The 18,486-nt window shown below is 65.9% G+C and carries 16 protein-coding genes; 12 read left to right on the forward strand and 4 right to left on the reverse strand.

Features of this window, described 5'->3' with window-relative positions; translation table 11 throughout:
• Positions 1–157 precede the first annotated feature (157 nt).
• The 4 genes from E8M83_RS11315 (at position 158) to E8M83_RS11330 (ending at position 6,392) form a co-directional block, all read left to right on the forward strand.
• Positions 158–1,312, forward strand: a complete 1,155-nt coding sequence (locus E8M83_RS11315) for an MFS transporter (protein ID WP_170976767.1) — start codon at positions 158–160, stop codon at positions 1,310–1,312.
• 138 nt (positions 1,313–1,450) lie between these two features.
• On the forward strand, positions 1,451–2,287 hold the full coding sequence (locus tag E8M83_RS11320) for a PhzF family phenazine biosynthesis protein (RefSeq protein WP_137173467.1): 837 nt from the start codon (positions 1,451–1,453) through the stop codon (positions 2,285–2,287).
• Positions 2,288–2,476: 189 nt separating this feature from the next.
• Entirely contained in the window at positions 2,477–3,259 is a 783-nt protein-coding gene (locus E8M83_RS11325; RefSeq protein WP_137173468.1) for a hypothetical protein, read from the forward strand.
• Positions 3,260–3,452: 193 nt separating this feature from the next.
• A complete protein-coding gene (locus E8M83_RS11330) occupies positions 3,453–6,392 on the forward strand; it encodes a bifunctional diguanylate cyclase/phosphodiesterase (RefSeq protein ID WP_137173469.1) in 2,940 nt (979 codons plus the stop codon).
• A gap of 44 nt (positions 6,393–6,436) precedes the next feature.
• Here the strand turns inward: E8M83_RS11330 and E8M83_RS11335 are convergent, their stop codons facing one another.
• Positions 6,437–6,823: a DUF4124 domain-containing protein gene (locus E8M83_RS11335; protein ID WP_137173470.1), complete on the reverse strand. Its 387-nt coding sequence runs from the start codon at positions 6,821–6,823 to the stop codon at positions 6,437–6,439.
• A gap of 145 nt (positions 6,824–6,968) precedes the next feature.
• On the opposite strand from E8M83_RS11335, the gene E8M83_RS11340 reads away from it, so the two are divergent.
• From E8M83_RS11340 to E8M83_RS11360, 5 genes are all read left to right on the forward strand, one after another.
• On the forward strand, positions 6,969–7,601 hold the full coding sequence (locus E8M83_RS11340; RefSeq protein ID WP_137173471.1) for a transcriptional regulator: 633 nt from the start codon (positions 6,969–6,971) through the stop codon (positions 7,599–7,601).
• A 36-nt stretch (positions 7,602–7,637) separates the two neighbouring features.
• Positions 7,638–8,630 (forward strand): 2-hydroxyacid dehydrogenase, encoded by a 993-nt coding sequence (locus E8M83_RS11345; RefSeq protein ID WP_137173472.1) that lies wholly within the window; start codon positions 7,638–7,640, stop codon positions 8,628–8,630.
• 92 nt (positions 8,631–8,722) lie between these two features.
• Positions 8,723–9,232 carry a hypothetical protein gene (locus E8M83_RS26475; RefSeq protein WP_137173473.1) on the forward strand — a complete coding sequence of 170 codons (510 nt, stop codon included), beginning with the start codon at positions 8,723–8,725 and terminating at the stop codon, positions 9,230–9,232.
• Positions 9,233–9,240: 8 nt separating this feature from the next.
• Entirely contained in the window at positions 9,241–9,768 is a 528-nt protein-coding gene (locus E8M83_RS11355) for a hypothetical protein (protein ID WP_137173474.1), read from the forward strand.
• Positions 9,769–9,874: 106 nt separating this feature from the next.
• Entirely contained in the window at positions 9,875–10,849 is a 975-nt protein-coding gene (locus E8M83_RS11360; protein ID WP_170976768.1) for a threo-3-hydroxy-L-aspartate ammonia-lyase, read from the forward strand.
• Between the two features lie 47 nt (positions 10,850–10,896).
• Here the strand turns inward: E8M83_RS11360 and E8M83_RS11365 are convergent, their stop codons facing one another.
• Entirely contained in the window at positions 10,897–12,270 is a 1,374-nt protein-coding gene (locus E8M83_RS11365; protein WP_137173475.1) for a sensor histidine kinase, read from the reverse strand.
• Positions 12,270–13,037, reverse strand: a complete 768-nt coding sequence (ompR, locus tag E8M83_RS11370; RefSeq protein WP_137173476.1) for a two-component system response regulator OmpR — start codon at positions 13,035–13,037, stop codon at positions 12,270–12,272. Before ompR ends, E8M83_RS11365 begins: the two co-directional genes overlap by 1 nt.
• 200 nt (positions 13,038–13,237) lie before the next feature.
• Between ompR and E8M83_RS11375 the strand changes: the two genes are divergently transcribed.
• The 3 genes from E8M83_RS11375 to E8M83_RS11385 all read left to right on the forward strand — a co-directional run bounded on the left by E8M83_RS11375 (position 13,238) and on the right by E8M83_RS11385 (position 16,413).
• On the forward strand, positions 13,238–13,621 hold the full coding sequence (locus E8M83_RS11375) for a hypothetical protein (protein ID WP_137173477.1): 384 nt from the start codon (positions 13,238–13,240) through the stop codon (positions 13,619–13,621).
• 278 nt (positions 13,622–13,899) lie between these two features.
• Complete coding sequence (locus E8M83_RS11380) at positions 13,900–15,813, forward strand: flagellar assembly protein A (RefSeq protein ID WP_137173478.1); 1,914 nt, start codon at positions 13,900–13,902, stop codon at positions 15,811–15,813.
• Between the two features lie 105 nt (positions 15,814–15,918).
• Positions 15,919–16,413, forward strand: coding sequence for a chemotaxis protein CheW (locus E8M83_RS11385; protein ID WP_137173479.1), 495 nt, complete (start codon positions 15,919–15,921; stop codon positions 16,411–16,413).
• Positions 16,414–16,415: 2 nt separating this feature from the next.
• Here E8M83_RS11385 and E8M83_RS11390 read toward each other — a convergent pair whose 3' ends face one another.
• A complete protein-coding gene (locus E8M83_RS11390) occupies positions 16,416–18,428 on the reverse strand; it encodes an ATP-binding cassette domain-containing protein (RefSeq protein WP_137173480.1) in 2,013 nt (670 codons plus the stop codon).
• Between the last annotated feature and the right edge of the window lie 58 nt (positions 18,429–18,486).

Here is an 18,486-nt window from a genome sequence, read left to right on the forward strand (position 1 = left end):
CATGCGCGTTCCGTCAAATTGGCATATGCTGTCGGATTGTCCATACCGCGTTGGCGCAATCCGAGTCTGCCGTCCCATGTCTACACCATCGTCTTCCAGTACCAGTACCAGTACCACTTCCACTACCACGATCAGCCCCGCCGCTTCCGGCACCGTGATGCAAATCCTGTTCGCGGTCGCCTTCGTTCACCTGCTGAACGACTGCGTGCAAGCCGTGCTGCCCTCGATCTATCCGCTGCTCAAGCATGAATTCGACCTGAGCTTCACCCAGGTCGGCCTGATCACCCTGACCTTCCAGTGCACCGCATCGCTGCTGCAGCCCTGGATCGGCCTGTATACCGACAAGCGGCCGATTCCCTTCCTGCTGCCGGTCGGGATGTCGGTGACGCTGCTGGGCGTGGGTGTGCTGGCCTGGGCCGGCAGCTTCGCCATGCTGCTGGTCGCGGCGGCGATGATCGGCATCGGTTCCTCCACCTTCCACCCGGAGGCCTCGCGCGTGGCGCGCCTGGCGTCGGGCGGGCGCTTCGGCTTCGCGCAATCGCTGTTCCAGGTCGGCGGCAATGCCGGCTCGGCGCTCGGCCCGCTGCTGGCCGCGGCCATCGTGGTGGGGCGCGGGCAGGGCGAGATCGCCTGGTTCATGCTGCTGGTGCTGGTCGCGGTGGCGGTGCTGGTCGGAGTGAGCCGCTGGTACAGCAACCACCTGATGAACATGATCAAGAAGGCCGCGCAGCACGCCGGTCCGGCGCTGCCGCGCAAGAAGGTGATCCAGGCCCTGGTGGTGCTGGCGCTGCTGGTGTTCTCCAAGTACATCTACATGGCCAGCCTGCAGTCGTATTACACCTTCTTCCTGATCGAAAAATTCCACCTGCCGGTGGGCACCGCCCAGCTCTACCTGTTCCTGTTCCTGGCCTCGGTCGCGGCGGGCACCTTTGCCGGCGGCCCGATCGGCGACAGGATCGGGCGCAAGCGCGTGATCTGGTTCTCGATCCTGGGCGCGGCGCCGTTCACCATCGCGCTGCCGTATGCGGACCTGTTCTGGACCGGCGTGCTGTCGGTCGTGATCGGGCTGGTGATGTCGTCGGCCTTCTCGGCCATCGTCGTCTTCGCGCAAGAGCTGGTGCCGGGCAAGGTCGGCCTGATCTCGGGCATCTTCTTCGGCCTGATGTTCGGCATCAGTGGCGTGGGCGCCGCGGCCATGGGCCATATCGCCGACATCCACGGCATCGACCAGGTGTACCGGATCGCGTCCTTCCTGCCGCTGCTGGGCATCATGGCGGCGCTGTTGCCGAAGATCGAAGGGGCGCGGCACTAGCGCCTTGCGCTTCCAGTGGCCGCGGTAAGGGTGAGCGCAATCGCCTGTCCTCGCCAGGCGCGCCGAAACAGGCGGCAGACGTCGCGCTTGCCTTGTTGTCGCTATCATGGACGCCTTTCCATCGACGAGGAACGCCAGATGCAAGCCAAGGACATCCAGCGCATCGCCGCCTTCGACGACAACGGCCAGGGCGGCAACCCGGCCGGCGTCTGGGTCGGCGCCAGCTTGCCGCCGGCCGCCGATATGGCCCGCATCGCGCGTGCAGTCGGCTTTTCGGAGACCGCCTTCGCCGCGCCCGAAGGCGAGTTCTGGCGCGTGCGTTATTTTTCGCCTGAATCCGAAGTGCCGTTCTGCGGCCATGCCACTATCGCCCTGGGCGCCGCACTGGCCCGCGCCCACGGCGACGGCCGCTACGCGCTGCAGCTGAATGCCGCCGCGATCATGGTCGAGGGCCGGCGCGACGGCGAGCGGGTGCAGGCGGCGCTGCAGTCGCCGCCGACCCACAGCAGGCCGGCCGACGCGAGCCTGGTCGATGCGGCGCTGGTGCTGTTCGGCTATACCCGCGCCGACCTCGACCCGCGCATCCCGCCCGCGCTGGCCCATGGCGGGGCCGATCACCTGGTGCTGGCACTGTCGAGCCGCGCGGCGCTGGCGGCGATGCGCTATGCGCTGGATACGGGCCGCAAGCTGATGCTCGAACACGGACTGGTGACGGTCGTGCTGGCCTGGTCCGAGCATCCGCAGCGCTTCCATACACGTAATCCGTTCGCCTCGGGAGGCGTCTATGAAGACCCGGCCACCGGCGCCGGCACCGCGGCGCTGGCCGGTTACCTGCGCGACATCGGCTGGCCGCATGGCGGACGCATCGAGATCGTGCAGGGCGAGGACATGGGCATGCGTTCGCTCCTGACGGCCGAGCTTGGCGATGGGCAGGGCGGCTCGATCCGCGTATCGGGCACGGCACGCATGCTGTAATAGTGATTTGCGGCAACGCACAAGCGCGCTGCGGTAAACCCGACTATTTTGTCATTACTATACGTCTTTACGCAAAATCAAATAGAGGGCTAAAAGTACACCTGCTCAGCAGTTAGATTTTCCGTGAGCGGATTGATAATTTGATCCAGACCAACCCTGTTTCATTTACATCAACCCAGGAGTACCGCCATGGAGCTGTTCCCAGCAGCTGTGTTCAACCCCTCGAAAGCGTCCCGTCCGCGCACCGCGCGCGGCCCCGTCGCTGGAGGCGCGATCGAGCGTTTGCCGTTCACTATCCGCCGGGTCGAAACCGAAGCGGATCTTCTCAAGGCCGTGCGCATCCGCCACGCGGCCTATGCCCGCCACGTCCCGGAATTCGCCCGCAGCCTGGCGCAGCCCGAGGCCGCCGACTACGACGCCGACACCATCGTCCTGCTGGCCGAATCGAAGCTGGATGGCACGCCGATCGGCAGCACCCGCATCCGCACCAATCTCTACCGCCCGCTGGGCGTCGAGGAATCGATCGTCCTGCCCGGCTGGCTGCAGGGCAAGCGCCTGGTCGAAGCGACCCGCCTCGGTATCGACGAAGGCCGCGTTGGCCGCATGGTCAAGATTGCACTGGTCAAGGCCTGCTTCATGTATTGCGAAGACAACGCCATCGACTTTTCGGTCGCGACCGGTCGTCCTCCCGTCGACAGGCAGTACGAGCAACTGATGTTCGTCGATGTGTTCCCTGAGGATGGCCTGGTGCCGCTGCGCCATGTGGGCAATATCCCGCACCGCGTCATGGCCTTCGAGATCGCCACCTTCCAGCAGCGCTGGACCGAGGCGCGCCATCCGATGCTCAATTTCTTCTTCAACACGCATCATCCGGACATCGACATCGGTCCGATCGCGCCGCCATCGCTGGCGTTGCCTGGGCGCGCGGTGGCGCCGACCGCACGATTGCAGGGCGAGATGGCATTTGCCTGACCGTCGCCGGTCAAGAAAAAAAGCGGAGGGCAGCCAGGGCGGGCCGCTCTCCGCGATATGATCCGCGCAAAAGCGTTGCGAAATGGCCCGTGCTGGCCCAATTATTGCATGACGGCACTAGCGTAAAGTTGTATCCTTGCGCTTTAATGACCGCCGCTTTCTGCGCTGTGTCAAAGCACTACCAAGAGTGTCCATGCCCAACCTCAAACGTCAGCTCCCTGCAACGCTGCCGGCCTCGCTTCACGCGGCTGTCGAGCTGGTACTGAAGATCTTTGCCTACTACCTGATCCCGGTCGGGATCGGCATCGTCTCGCTGATCGCGCTGGTCTTCTGGCATGACGAATACCGTACCAGCGGCGACGTGCCGCTGGCGATGCACGTGACGGTCGACCAGGCCGCCAAGCTGGCGCCCATCGATGCGCTGGCGCTGGCGCGCGCCACGCCGCTGACCAACAGCCATGACACCCACCTGTCCGAAGCCCCGGTCTGGTTCGCCTTCGAGCCGATGCCGCGCACTGGCGAGCAGGTAATCGAATTCCCGTCGCGCCACGCGCTCGACATCGCCTGCTGGGATGCGTCCACCCTGGCCCCGCTCGGCGCAGCCACCCGCAGCACCGGCGATGGCGCGCTGCAGGCAGACAAGGCCGGCTTCGCGATGCAGTTGTCGCCGTTGCCGCGCCAGCTGCTGTGCCGCACCGGTTTCTCGGGCCCGGCGCGGTTGTCGGTACTGCAATGGCCGGCCGAGCAGTTCGCGCTGTCGGTCAAGCAGTACCACCGCAAATCGGGCCTGCTCGACGGCGGCATGATCGTGCTGGCGCTGTTCATCATCATCACCGCCCTGATCAACCGCCAGCCGGTCTATGTGCTGTTCGCCGGCTGGCTGATCCTGAACCTGCGCGTGGGCGCGCTGTCGGCCGGCTGGGACATCCAGTGGCTGGGCCAGGCCGTGCCCTCCGAATGGCTGCTGCGCAGCCGCTCCGTGACGATCACGCTGTACGGCATCGCTACCCTGACCCTGTACCAGGCGCTGCTCAAGGAACACCTGGCCGAGATGCGCTACGTGCTGCCGATGCGCGTCATGCAGTGGCTGTGCATGCCGATGCTGGCCGCGGCCATGCTGCTCCCGTATGGCATGTACCTGCCGCTGCTATGGGGCATCCTGGTGTGCTGCTTCTCCCTGATGACGGTCGGCCTGTTCAAGATCATCGTGGAGTCGCGCACCCGGGTCGCGGCCTGGTTCGCGGCCTCGTTCGCGGTGACCTTCCTGGCCTCGCTGGCCGAGGTGCTGTCCGCCGCGCTCGGCATGCGCGAGCTGCTGGGCGTGATCAACAGCGTCACCGCGGCGCTGGCATCGAGCCTGCTGGCGGCGCTGGCCGTGGCCGAGCAGATGCGCATGGAAACCGAAAAGCGCCAGGAAGCGCAAGAAGAACTCGAGCATGCCTACCAGGCGATGCCGGTTGGCCTGTTCACGCTCGATATGTACGGTCACTTCCTGAGCGTGAATCCGGCCCTGCAGAAAATGCTGGGCATGAGCGGCTTTACGCCCGGCCGCACCGCCTGGCGCCAGTTCTTTTCCGAAGCCAGCTGGGCCAACCTGCACGAGCAGGTGCACGCCAGGGCCGAGGCCGAGATGGAGCTGGCCAGCCGCGACGGCAACCAGCGCTTCCTGGTCAGCGCCACGCTGGCGCGCTCGCGCATCGAGGGCGTGTTGCAGGACACCACCGAAAAGCACAAGGCCACCGAGCAGCTGCGCTTCATGGCCAATAACGATCCGCTGACCAAGGTCTATAACCGGCGCGGGATCGAGCGCGAATTTTCCAGCGCGGCCGCCAGCCTGGCGGCGGGGCGCCCGATGGCGCTGGCCTACGTCGACCTCGACCGTTTTAAACTGATCAACGACCTGTTCGGCCATGCGGCGGGCGACGAAGTGCTCAAGCAGGTGTGCGAGCGGATGGGCACGATGCTGGCCGGCGGCCAGCAGATCGGCCGCGTGGGCGGCGACGAATTCGTGATCGTGATGCCGGAGACAGCGATCCCGCTGGCCTCGATCATCTGCCGCGGCATCGTCGACCGGCTCGGCAACACGCCGTACCGCGTGGGCGACAAGGCTTTCCACGTGCGTGCCTCGGTCGGCCTGATCGAGGTGGTGCCGGGCATGCCGATGAAGGATGCGGTGTCGACCTCGGACCGCGCCTGCCGCGAAGCCAAGACCGGCCTGGGCGACGGCCTGGTGGTGTACGAGCGCGGCGCCGATGCCTTCCGCCAGCGCGCCGCCGAACTCGACCTGGTCGAGCGCCTGTCGGGCCCGAACGCGACCGACAACCTGCTGCTCGAGATGCAGCCGATCATGTCGCTGCGCGCGCCGAACGAGTCGCTCAATTTCGAGGTGCTGCTGCGCATGCGCGAACCGGACGGCCGCGTGGTGCCGGCCGGCGCCGTGATCGCCGCCGCCGAGAAGAGCGGCCGCGCCAGCATGATCGACCGCTGGGTGTTGAACACGACCCTGGCCTGGATCGCGGAGCACGCCGAGGACCTGGTCAATACCCGGTTCGTGTGCATGAACCTGTCGGGGGCCTCGCTCAACGACGAGCGCTTCGTGCAGGACACCTTCGATATCCTGGGCCGCTATGTGCATGTGGCCAGCCGCCTGTGCCTGGAGATTACCGAGAGCGTGGCGCTGCATGACCTGGACAACACGCGCCGCTTCATCGACCAGGTGCGCAGCTTCGGGGTCAAGGTCGCGCTGGACGACTTTGGCGCCGGCTATACCTCATTCTCCTACCTGAAGGAGCTGCCGGCCGACGTGCTGAAAATCGACGGCAACTTCATCGTCAACATCAATGCGCACCCGGCCAATGTGGCGATCGTCGAGGCCATCGTCAGCCTGGCGGTGAACCTGGGCATGAAGACGATCGCCGAATGGGCCGAGGATGCGGCCACCGTGCAGACCCTGCACGAGATCGGCGTCGATTATGTGCAGGGCTATGTGGTGGCGCGCTCGATGCCGCCCGAGCGATTGCTCGAAGGCCGCTCGAGCGCGGACTTCATCAAGGATGAAGCGCTACTGGCGCTGCTGCAGGAGCTCGAGCATCCGCCGGCGCCGCACCTGGCCAGCGTGACCAGGCTGCACTGAGCAAGCTGCACTGAGCAGGCTGCACTGAGCAGGCTGCACTGAGCCTATTCAAGGCCGGCAAGGGTTTCCTTGCTGCCGCCGACATCGCCGAGCAGGAATTGTGCGCGTGCTGCCTTCAGGGTGGCGACGTCATTGGCCAGCGGTTGGGCTTTTACCCGAGGCATCGGCACGGCGCGGCGCTGCAGTTCGCGCGCCGGCGGCAGTACGTCCTGGTGCGCGACGATCGGGTGAGGCGCAATGCGCGTCATCCCTTCGTTCGACGCCATGCTGGCCATGCGCACGGTGGCGGCGCCGGCTTCGCAAGGGCGGTCGGTGAGGGTGACGCGGCCGGCGCCGTCGACGCACTTGACGATGACGGAGTCGGAAAATGCGCTCGGCGCGGCGATCGCGGTGGCTGCCAGCAAACAGATATTGCACAGTTGACGCTTCATGGCGTGGCTCCTGGACGGATCCATGTTCGGGAATTTCATTGTCTTCCTTGCATCACAACGCTTCTGTTCGCCACCTCACGCGGGCGTGTAGGCGCGCGCGCCGTCGTTTTTTACAGAACCGCCAGTCTTGGATAAAATATCCAATATGACTAAGACATTGCCCAGCAAGGAAGAGTCCGCGCTCATCGAGCAGGTCCGGCACATCGCCGACGGCCTGGCCAAGACCTTCGCGCCGTTCTGCGAAGTGGTCGTGCACGACTTGCGCGATCCCGGCCACGCGGTGCTGGCGATCCACAACAACCTTTCCAGCCGCGCGGCCGGCGACCCGGCCACCGAGCTCGGGCTGGCGCGCATCGCCGACAGCGCCTATCCGCAGGTGATCGCCAACTATCCGAACCGGTTCCCGGACGGCCGCCCGGCCAAGAGCACCTCGATCGGCATCAAGGATGCGGACGGCAACTACGTCGCGGCGCTGTGCCTGAACGTCGACCTGACCTTGTTTCGTTCGATGCAGGGCATCCTGGAGCAGTTCAATGCCCTGGGCGAGGCGCCAGTGGGCGAATCGCTCGATCCGGCCAACGCCGACGCGATCCGGCGCCGCATCGACGCCTATGCGGCCCGGCTGGCGTCCACGCCGCAGCTGCTCAAGGCACACGAGCGGCGCGCGCTGATGCGCGAGCTGAAGGAGGGCGGCTATCTCGAAGTGCGGCGCGCGATGGAAGTGGCGGCGGCGCATCTCGGCATTTCGCGGGCGACGGCGTACAACGACATCAAATAAAATCCATCCGATACCGTCCACTTCGGGAGAATCGCCTTGAAGACCGCCGTATTCAGCGCGCGCCGCTACGACAAGACCATGCTGGCCCAGGCCAACGAGGGCGCCGGCCATGAGTTGCGCTTCCTCGAAGACCGCCTGAACGTCGAGACGGCGGGTCTGGCCCGGGGCTGCGAAGCGGTCTGCGTGTTCGTCAACGATACGGTCGACGCCGAGGTGCTGGGCATCCTGGCGGGGCAGGGCACGCGCCTGGTGGCAACCCGCTCGACCGGCTACAACCATGTCGATGCGGCGGCTGCCCGCAGGCTGGGCATCGCGGTGGTGCGGGTCACCGATTACTCTCCCAACTCGGTCGCCGAATTCGCGGTCGGCCTGCTGCTGGCCGTGAACCGCAAGATCGCGCGCGCCAGCGTGCGCACGCGCGAGGGCAACTTCGACCTCGATGGCCTGATGGGCTTCGACCTGCACGGCAAGACGGTGGGCGTGATCGGCACCGGCAAGATCGGCACCATCTTCGCCCGCATCATGGCCGGTTTCGGCTGTACCCTGGTCGGCCATGACCGCTATCGGAGTGCCGCCTTCGAGGCGCTGGGCGGGCGCTATATCGGCGTCGACGAACTGCTGGCCTGCAGCGACGTCGTGTCCCTTCACTGTCCGCTGCTGGACGAGACCCACCACATCGTGGACGCCGCGGCGCTGGCGCGGGTCAAGCGCGGCTGTGTGCTGGTCAATACCAGCCGTGGCGGGCTGGTCGATACCGAGGCGGCGGTGCAGGCGCTCAAGACCGGCCAGCTGGGCGGCCTGGCGATCGACGTCTACGAGCAGGAAGCGAGCCTGTTCTTCCAGGACCTGTCGTCGACCATCATCACGGACGACGTGATCCAGCGCCTGGTGTCGTTTCCGAACGTGATCGTGACCGGCCACCAGGCCTTTTTCACGGTGGAGGCGATCGGGCAGATCATGCGTACGACGATCGACAGCATCACAGCCTTCGAGCGCGGCGAGGAACTGGTCAACCGCATCCCCGATTGATGCGGTGTGCATGAGTTGATCCGTGGACTGGACACGGCGGCGCATAGTGCGCTACGGTGCCAGGCATCGGCAACGCGCAGCAGAGGGCAAGGATGCACATCAGGCAGGTCCGGTTCGACCGGGTATTCGACGTCCAGCAACGGGCCGGCGACTTCAGCTTCGAGGACGGCGGCTGGCCGGTGTATGGCGTCAATGTCGCCGGCATGGGGATTCCCCGCGAGGGAGCGACCTATGCCGTCGCCTTTGCCGAGGCAGGCAACTGGAATACGCTCATCGGCTGGCGCGACCTGGCGGCATCGGCGGTACAGCTCAGGCGCTCTGCCTGGCAGCTCGCTCTCCAGCAGCTCCCCTATGGCTACCTGATGATCCCGGTGCCCTACGGGATTTCCCTGGCGCTGGGCGGCTACTGGGCGGCGTTGCCGGTAGGGGCGCTGATGCTGCTGGTATATGGAGGCTGCATCTACCGCGCCGCCTGGCGCAACCGGCAGGCGGCCCAGGCGCTGCGGGAGGTGCATCCCGCCGTGCCCCCGGCGCCGGGCAAGCGCAAGCCGTCGCGGCTGGCGCGCTCGGTATGGGCGCTGGCGCCCATCTTGTGGAAATGAGGAATGCGATGAGTCGACGTGTGGAAGATGTTGCCGACATCGTGCAGGTCGCCTTCGACCGGGTGTTCGATGTCCAGGGACGGATGTTCAGCTTCGAAAGCGGCGGCAGGAAGGAATACGGCGTCAGCTTTTCCGATGGTACGGTCCCGCGCGACGGATCTCGGTATGCGGTGGCGCTGGTCAAGGATGGTAACTGGCAGAAGGTAATCGGTTGGCGCGATTTGTCCACGACCGAGGTCTATCTGACCGAATCGGGCTGGGATGCCGCGTGGACCCAGGCCGGCACACTGTATATTTTCGCGCCCATTTTCATCGCCGCCGCCTTGGTATTCCTGGGCCCGTGGGTGGCGCTGGGATTGCTTGCGCTTTTCTTGTGGTTATCCGCATGGATCGTTCGCAGCGCAGTGCTACGCAACCGGCTGGTGGATCAGGCCCTGCGCGAGATCGACCCACCTGTGCCGCCGGGCGACGGCCCCAGGATCGGCAAAACCGGGAAAAGATGGATCACAGGCGTGCTGAACATCTTCTCCGGTTGATGGGTTGACCACGGATCGGCGTAGTTTGACGCTTAATCCAATTTTGGATAATATGTCCAATATCCGATGAATCGTCAGATCGCAGTGAACTGAAAGGAATTGTGCCATGAACATAGCATCGCTCCCCACCTATGAAGACGTCGCCCAGGCCGCCGAGCGCATCCTGGGTGCGGCTCACCGCACGCCGGTGCTGACCTCGCGTACCGTCAACGAGGAATTCGGCGCCGAGGTATTCTTCAAGTGCGAGAACATGCAGCGCATGGGCGCCTTCAAGTTCCGCGGCGGTTATAACGCGCTGTCGAAGTTCAGCCCCGAGCAGCGCCGCGCCGGCGTCGTCGCTTTCTCGTCCGGCAATCATGCGCAGGCGGTCGCCTTGTCGGCCAGGATCCTGGGCATGCCGGCCACGATCATCATGCCGCAGGATGCGCCGGCCGCGAAGGTGGCCGCCACGCGCGGCTATGGCGCGACCGTGGTGACGTATGACCGCTATACCGAAGACCGCGAGCAGATCGGCCGCGAACTCGCCGAGAAGCACGGCCTGACCCTGATCCCGCCGTATGACCACCCTGATGTAATTGCCGGGCAGGGTACGGCGGCCAAGGAGTTGTTCGAGGAAGTGGGGCCGCTGGACGCCTTCTTCGTGTGCCTGGGCGGCGGCGGCCTGCTGTCCGGCTCCGCGCTGGCCACGCGCGCGCTGTCGCCGGGCTGCATGCTGTATGGCGTCGAACCGGAGGCCGGCAACGACGGCCAGCAATCGTTCCGAAAGGGAGAAATCGTCCACATCGACACACCGCGCACGATCGCCGATGGCGCGCAGACCCAGCACCTGGGCCAGCTGACCTTCCCGATCATCCAGCGTGACGTCAACGACATCCTGGCCGTGAGCGACGACGAGCTGGTGGCCTGCATGCGCTTCTTCGCCGAGCGCATGAAGATCGTGGTGGAGCCGACCGGCTGCCTCGGGTTCGCGGCGGCGCGCCGGATGAAGGATCAGCTGAAAGGCAAGAAGGTCGGGGTGTTGATCAGTGGCGGGAATATCGACCTGGGGCGGTTTGCGAGCTTGATCGGCGATCAAATGTAGGGTCGACGGGTCCTCCCGTCCACCCCACAATCATGGTTGCAGGTCGATTACGCCGCCAGCGGCAACGCCACCTGCAACAAGAACCCGCCGCTCTCCCGATTACGCACCTCCAGCCCCGCATTGTGCCGGGTCAGTACCCGCTCCACGATCGCCAATCCCAGCCCGGCGCCATTGGCCTGGCCGCGCGCGCTGTCCAGCCGCGTGAAGGGTTTCATCAGCTGCGCGATCTGGTCCGGCGGCACGCCGACGCCGTGGTCGCCGATCTCGATCACCGCGCGCCGGCCGTGGCCGGTGGCCTTCACGCGCAGCACGATGTCGATGTCGGTGCACGAGGTATCCGGCGTCCTGCCGTAGCGGCGCGCGTTCTCGATGATATTGTTGATCACGCGCCGCAGGTCGGTAGCATTGCCCATCACGTGCACGCCCGGCATCAGGTCGGTCTTGACGTGCAGGTCGGGGATGCGGGCCGCCTCGCGGCCGACATCCGACAGCATCTCGGACAGGTTGACGGGCACGAAGGTGGCGGCTTCGGTCGGCTTGGCATAGTCGAGGAACTGGCCGATGATCGCGTCCATCTGCGCGATGTCCGACTGCATGCCTTCGCGCGCGTCGTTCGACAGGTTGGCCATCTCGACCTCCAGCCCCATGCGCGCCAGCGGCGTGCGCAAGTCGTGCGAGATGCCGGCCAGGATCACGGCGCGGTCCTTCTCGACCTGCGCCAGGTCTTCCACCATCTGGTTGAAACTTCGATTGGCCTCGATGATCTCTTGCGAGCCTTTCTCGGGCAGGCGCGCTGGCCGTTCGCCCTTGGCGATGGCGCGCGCGGCCGCCGTCAGGCGCGCCAGCGGACGGTTGACCAGGCTCGAGATCAGCGCCGCGCCGACCACCGACAGCAGGCCCACGACCGTGGCCCAGCCGAGCCACTGCACGCGCGTGAGGCCGGCCAGGCGCTCGCGCTCGAGCATCAGCCAGTACTTGTCGTCCTCGATATTGAAGCTGATGTAAAAGCCCGGCACGCCGTTCACGCCGCTCGAGAAGCGGGTGTCGGGCCCGAGCCGTTCGCGCACGATGGCGGCGATCTCGGGCATCAAGAGATTGTGCGGCGGCGGGTCGACGACGTCGGTGTCTTCGAGCGTGAAGATGCGGATGCCCTCGTTCGACACCAGTTCGAGCAGCAGTTCGCGCCGCAGGTCGGGCGCCGAGTGGGTCAGGGCGGCCTTGGTAATGGTGACCACCGACACCACCAGCTCGGCGGTCTGCTGCACCTGCTTGTCGCGCTGGAAGACGGTGATCATGCCGATCCAGGCGCCCATCGAGACCGCGGTGAGGACCGACATCAGGAAGAAGGTGCGCCAGAACAGGCCGCTCTTGAACCAGGCGAAGCGCAGCGCGCGCCGCGCTTGGGCGATAGGCGTGAACACTAGCGCGGCTGGCCTTCAGGGATGAACACGTAACCCAGGCCCCACACGGTCTGGATGTACAGCGGGCTCGATGGATCGGGTTCGATCAGCTTGCGCAGGCGCGAGATCTGGACGTCGAGCGAACGGTCGAACACCTCGTATTCTCGGCCGCGCGCCAGTTCCATCAGCTTTTCGCGCGACAGCGGCTGGCGCGCATGGCGCGCAAAGACTTTCAGCACCGAGAATTCGCCGGTGGTCAGCGGCACCGTCTCGCCGTTCTTCTTGAGCGTGCGCGTGCCCAGGTCGAGCACGAAGTCGCCGAACTCGAAGGTCTGCGGGGTTTCGGATGGCGCGCCCGGGATCTCGTCCGGGCCCTTGCGGCGCAAGACAGCGCCGATGCGGGCCACCAGCTCGCGCGGGTTGAACGGCTTGGGCAGGTAGTCGTCGGCGCCCATCTCGAGGCCGACGATGCGGTCGACGTCCTCGCCCTTTGCGGTCAGCATGATGATCGGGGTCTGGTCGCCGGCGCCGCGCAGGCGGCGGCAGATCGACAGGCCGTCTTCGCCGGGCAGCATCAGGTCGAGCACCAGCAGGTCATAGCGTTCGCGCAGCCACAGCTTGTTCATCGCCGGCGCGCTTTCGGCGGTCACGACCTGGAAGCCCTGTTCGGTCAGGTAACGGCGCAGCAGGTCGCGCAGGCGTACGTCGTCGTCCACGACCATGATCTTGGCGGAGTGGCCCGAAGCAGCGCCCGTACCCGCATTATTGTTCGAAGTCGATGAAGTCATAGAACTGTCCAGAATTGTCAGATGAATGTCGCTATGGTAACTTCTTATGGATGGCGAGGCAGCACGACTCAGCTCAGCCATTACAATGTGTTACAAACTTTACCCAATAAGCCTTACTCCGCTTTCGGTATGCACCTACACTGGCGTCAAGTGATCAACACAGCTTATCCGTTTATCAGGCAACGCGGAAGAGGAACACCATGAACCACGCGCACATCGACAAACCAGCAGCATCCGGCGCCGCTCGCGGCAGCCGGCTCGCCCGGCTTGCGCGCCTTGGTGTTTTCGCCTGCGTGCTGGCAGGCACCGGAGCCGGCGCACTGGCGCAGAACCAGGACCGCAATTCCCGCAGCGACGAGGCCGCGCAGATGCGTGACCGTTACCAGATGCAGGCCCAGCAAGAGCAGCGCCAGGATCCGCGCGTCTACGAGATGCGCGACCAGGATCGGCGGGCGATGGAGGTCCAGTCCGACGCGGCGCGCGACGAGCGTCGCCGCGGCCGGCTATCGCCTGACGAACGGCGCGACCTGCGCCGCCAGATCAAGGAAGGGGCGGACCTCTATCCGAACACCCGCCGCCGCTAGAAACGCGGCCAGCAATGTAAAACAACGGCGCCGATGGCGCCGTTGTCGTTTCTGGAATTTGACATTTCACAAGCGGCATACCGGGCGTATCCAATGCGTTTTTACCGGATTCTCTCAAAATTCCACCTCCTGGCAATGGTGTCGAGCGCGCCACAAATTTTCTTTCTAGAAATCTTGTTGCCATATGTTTATTTAGATTGCGCAACATGCTATGTTTACGTCCACCTTACTGTTGGGAAGTATTAGCCGCCCAATATTTTGCTGACTGGAGCGTGAACGTGTCCGACCTTGCCCTACCACCAGAAGCAGTGCCTGCCGAGGCTGCCGCAGTCCGTTTCAGCTCAAGCGGACCGGAACATTGCATCGCCAGGCGCGACAACGGCATCTATGCCGACCCCGAGGTGCTCGGCACCACGCTGGTGGCGGCGGTCGACGGCATCCTGCGCTCGAACCATTATCTTGCCGGCCTCGATTATCCGGTCCTGATCAAGGCCCTGTATGGCCACGGCCCCGAGCTGCCGCGCGATGCGGCCGGCCGCGTGTCGGTGCGCATTGCCGACGACATCCTGCCGTTCGCGCCAGAGCGCCAGGCGCTGTACCGCTCGGTCAAGATCGCCGATGGCCAGGCCGAATACTATTTCGAGCCCGTGTTCGAGCGCGACGAGGCGGGCCAAGAGCGCCAGACCCGCCTCGACGCCGACGAATTCGTCGCCGACATGTGGATCAAGGGCATCCGCTTCGGGGCCGAGGTCGACGCCATCCGGCGCCATATCGAGGCCGGCGCCGCCGGCCGCTACGTGGTGGCGCGGCGGCTCGAACCGCGCCATGGCGACGATGCGCGCGTAGAGGAAGTCACGAGCGAGCTGCATCGCAGCGATGCGCCGCGCCAGCTCGCCAACGGCAAGCTCGACCTGATGAGCTTCCAGAACCGCTTCCCGCAGGTCGCCGCCGGCACCCGCCTGCTGCGCAAGGTGCCGCGTACCAGCGGCAGCCCCGGCTTCGACCTGAACGGCATCCCGATCGCCCCCGAGATGGCGAAGGACCTCGACCTGTCCACCTATGTGGCCGAGGGCACGGCGGTCGACCTGGCGCCGGAAGGCGAATTCCTGGTCGCGCGCCAGGATGGCTTCCTGAACGTCGACCCCAAGAGCAGCCGCATCGCCATCACCGACAAGATCGTCAGCCGCGACGGCGTCAGCGCCAGGACCACCGGCAACCTGCACCTGTCGGGCGACTACGAAGAATTCGGCGAGGTGCAGGAGCAGCGCATCATCGAAGGCGAGAGCGTCACCGTGCATGGCGACGTGTATGGCCACCTGGTCTCGCGCGGCGGCGCCATCCTCCTGCACCGCAACCTGGTTGGCGGCAGCGCGCGCAACCAGGATGGCGGGGTGCGGGTGCTGGGCGTCGCTTCACAGGCGACGATCCAGGCACCTAAAGGAGAAATCCAGCTGGGCCGCGCCGAGAACTGCGTGATCTCGGGCGCGCGCATCAAGATCGAAACGGCGATCAACTGCGAGATCATCGGCGACGAGGTCGAGGTGGCGCATGCCGAGGGCAGCGCCATCGCCGGGCGGCGCGTGTCGATCGGCAGCGCGGCGCCGTGGAAGCAGGGCGAGATGCTGGTCTGGCTGCTGCGTCCGGACTGTGCGCGCATCGATGCGGCGATGGCGCAGGTGCGCGAACGGGTGGACCAGTTCGTCCAGCTGGCGGTGCGCCACCGCGGCGCGATGGAAGCGCTGACCGGCCAGCCCGACATGCGCAAATACCTGATGATCGCGCCGCGCCTGCGCAAGGGCGAACTGGTGCTGACGGCGGAACAGGAGCCGCAGTTCAAGCGCCTGGCGGCGAGCGTGGCGCCGGCGCTCAAGGAACTGGCCGGCTTGTCGCAACAGGCCAAGTCGCTCGACGGCGAGCGCCAGGCCGGGATGGCGCTGCTGGGCCGCCTGTCGGCGCAGCGCTTCGAGCGCGTCGGCGCGGCCGGGGTTGCACTCGGGCTGCTGGCCGGCGACGTACAGGTGCTGGCGCTGCCCTACGAGCCGGATCACGGCTGCGCCTGGGACATGGCGGCGCGCGAGATCAAGCTGCGCCTGCGCGATACCAAGGGCGCCGAGGTGCTGTACGCGGGCAGCGAAGGCGCTTGGTCGTGGGACACGACGACCGCTGCCGAGGCGGCGCCGGCGCCGTCCTGAAGTGACCGGCGTCATGTGGCGGGGCCAAGGCTGGAGTTGACTGCAGTCAACATCGTCTGTGAGGGCCGGGCATACGATGGTGATCGCACCCATAAAGGATCCACCATGGTCACCTCCAGCGTTCCCCGCTTTCCGGCGCCGCGGCATGCCGCTCCCAAGGCGTACCTCAGCTTCACGCTCGACGGGCAGGAGTATGGGCTCGATTGCGCGCGGGTGCAGGAATTGAGGCTGCTCGGCTCGCTCGAGCGTTTCGCGGCCGACGGCGAGATCATCGGCGGCGTGGCGCTGTCGCACGGAGTGATCATGCCGGTGGTCGACATGCGCGCGGGCGGCGCGCCTGGCGTGCGCGCCGGGCAGGGCCGGTCGGCGCCGGACACCGACGTGATCATCCTGCGCCTGTCGAGCGGGATCGTGGGGATGGTGGTGGAGGGCGTGACCGGCATCGTGCATGTGCGCGCCGAGGCCGTGCAGCCCTTGCCGGGCGGGCCGGATGCGGGCTACCTGATCGGCATGGCCCGCGTCGATGGAAGGCGCGTCGTGTTGATCGACATCGATCGCCTGATGTCGTTCTCGCCCAGGCGGCCCCTGCGGGCCGCCTGAGCTTACGCCGTCAATGCCTCCAACTGCTCCTGGACTTCCAGCCACTCCATCTCGAGCGCTTCCAGGTCGCGCACCGCGAACGCCTGGTCGGCCACCAGCGTCTTGAGGCGCTCCTTGCTGGCCGCCTCGTAGATCGCCGGATCGAGCAGTTCGGCGTCGATCGCCGCCTTCTTGGTGTTCAATTTGGCCATCTGTTCGTCCAGCCGCTTGACGCGGTTTTCCAGCGGCTTGCGCTGGGCGGCCAAACGCTGGCGCTCTTCGGCATCCAGGCGCTTCTGTTCCTTGCGCTCGGCCGGCGAGGCTGTCGGGACCGGGACCGGTACCGGAGCGCTGGCTTTCGCGGCCGGCTGCGCCGCCCTGGCTTGCGCCGCGGCGCCGGGCAGGGCGTCGCCACCCTTGCCCAGCTTGGTCTTGAACAGCCAATCCTTGTAGTCGTCCAGGTCGCCGTCGAAAGGCTGCAGTTTGCCGTCGGCCACGATGATGAACTGGTCGGTGGTGGCGCGCAGCAGGTGGCGATCGTGCGAGACCACGACCAGCGTGCCTTCGAACTGCGCCAGTGCCATCGTCAGCGCCTCGCGCGTTTCCAGGTCCAGGTGGTTGGTCGGTTCATCGAGCAGCAGCAGGTTCGGGCGCTGCCAGACGATCAGGGCCAGCGCCAGGCGCGCCTTTTCGCCGCCCGAGAACGGCTTGATCGGGCTGGTCACCATCTCGCCCGGGAAGTTGAAGCTGCCCAGGAAGTTGCGCAGCTCCTGCTCGCGCACCGTCGGCGCGATCTTGGCCAGGTGCCACAGCGGCGACTCGTCATGGCGCAGCATCTCGACCTGGTGCTGGGCGAAGTAGCCGATCGACAGGCCCTTGCCGATGGTCGCTTCACCGGTCAGCGGCTTGAGTTCGCCCGCCACGGTCTTGATCAGGGTCGACTTGCCGGCGCCGTTCACGCCCAACAGGCCAATGCGCTGGCCGATCGTGAGCGAGAAATCGATGTGGTTGACAATGGTCTTGGCGCCGACCTTGTCGCCGTGCTCGTCGAGCAGCGGATAGCCGGCGTCGACGCCGTCGAGCACCAGCAGTGGGTTCGGTGCGGCCAGCGGTTCGCGGAACTCGAACGAGAATTCGGCGGCGGCGCGCAGCGGCGCCAGTTCTTCCATCTTCGACAGGGCCTTGATCCGGCTCTGGGCCTGGCGCGCCTTGGTGGCCTGCGCCTTGAAGCGGTTGATGAACGATTCGAGGTGGGCGCGCTGGCGGTTCTGCTTTTCGATGGCCGAGGCCTGCAGCACCAGCTGGGCGGCGCGCTGGCGCTCGAAGCTCGAATAGTTGCCGCCGTAGCGTTTCAGCTTGCGGTCGTCGATGTGCACGATCACGTTGACGATCTCGTCGAGGAAGTCGCGGTCGTGGGAGATGATGATCAGGGTGCCCGGATAGCGCTTGAGCCAATCCTCGAGCCAGATGATGGCGTCCAGGTCCAGGTGGTTGGTCGGTTCATCGAGCAGCAGCAGGTCGGAAGGGCACATCAGCGCCTGCGCCAGGTTCAGGCGCATGCGCCAGCCGCCCGAGAAGCTGGCCACCGGCTGGTTCATCTGCTCCAGCGAAAAGCCCAGGCCCAGCAGCAGCTGTTCGCCGCGCGACTGCACCGTGTAGGCGTCGGCGTCGGCCAGCATCCCGTGCAGTTCGCCCAGGCGCATGCCGTGGGCGTCGACATCCGGGTGCGATTCCAGTTCCTCGAGCTCGGCCTGGAGCTTGCGCAGGCCGACGTCGCCGTCGATCGCGTAGTCGAGCGCCGCGCGGTCGAGCGGCGGGGTCTCTTGCGCCACATAGGCCATGCGCCATTTGGCGGGGAAATCGATCTGCCCCTGGTCAGGATGCAGCTCGTTGCGCAGCAGGCCGAACAGGCTCGATTTGCCGGCGCCGTTGGCGCCGATCAGGCCGATCTTGTCGCCCGGGTTGAGGGTCAGGTCGGCGTCGACGAGCAGCGGCTTGGTGCCGCGCATCAGGCTGACGTTCTGGATTCGGATCATGGTGGGGCGCTGGATTGGGATGACAAAGTGGGGTGGACGGCTTGCCGTCCACCCCACG

The sequence above is a fragment of the Massilia sp. HP4 genome (genome assembly GCF_005222695.1).
In the GTDB taxonomy this organism is placed as follows: domain Bacteria; phylum Pseudomonadota; class Gammaproteobacteria; order Burkholderiales; family Burkholderiaceae_D; genus Telluria.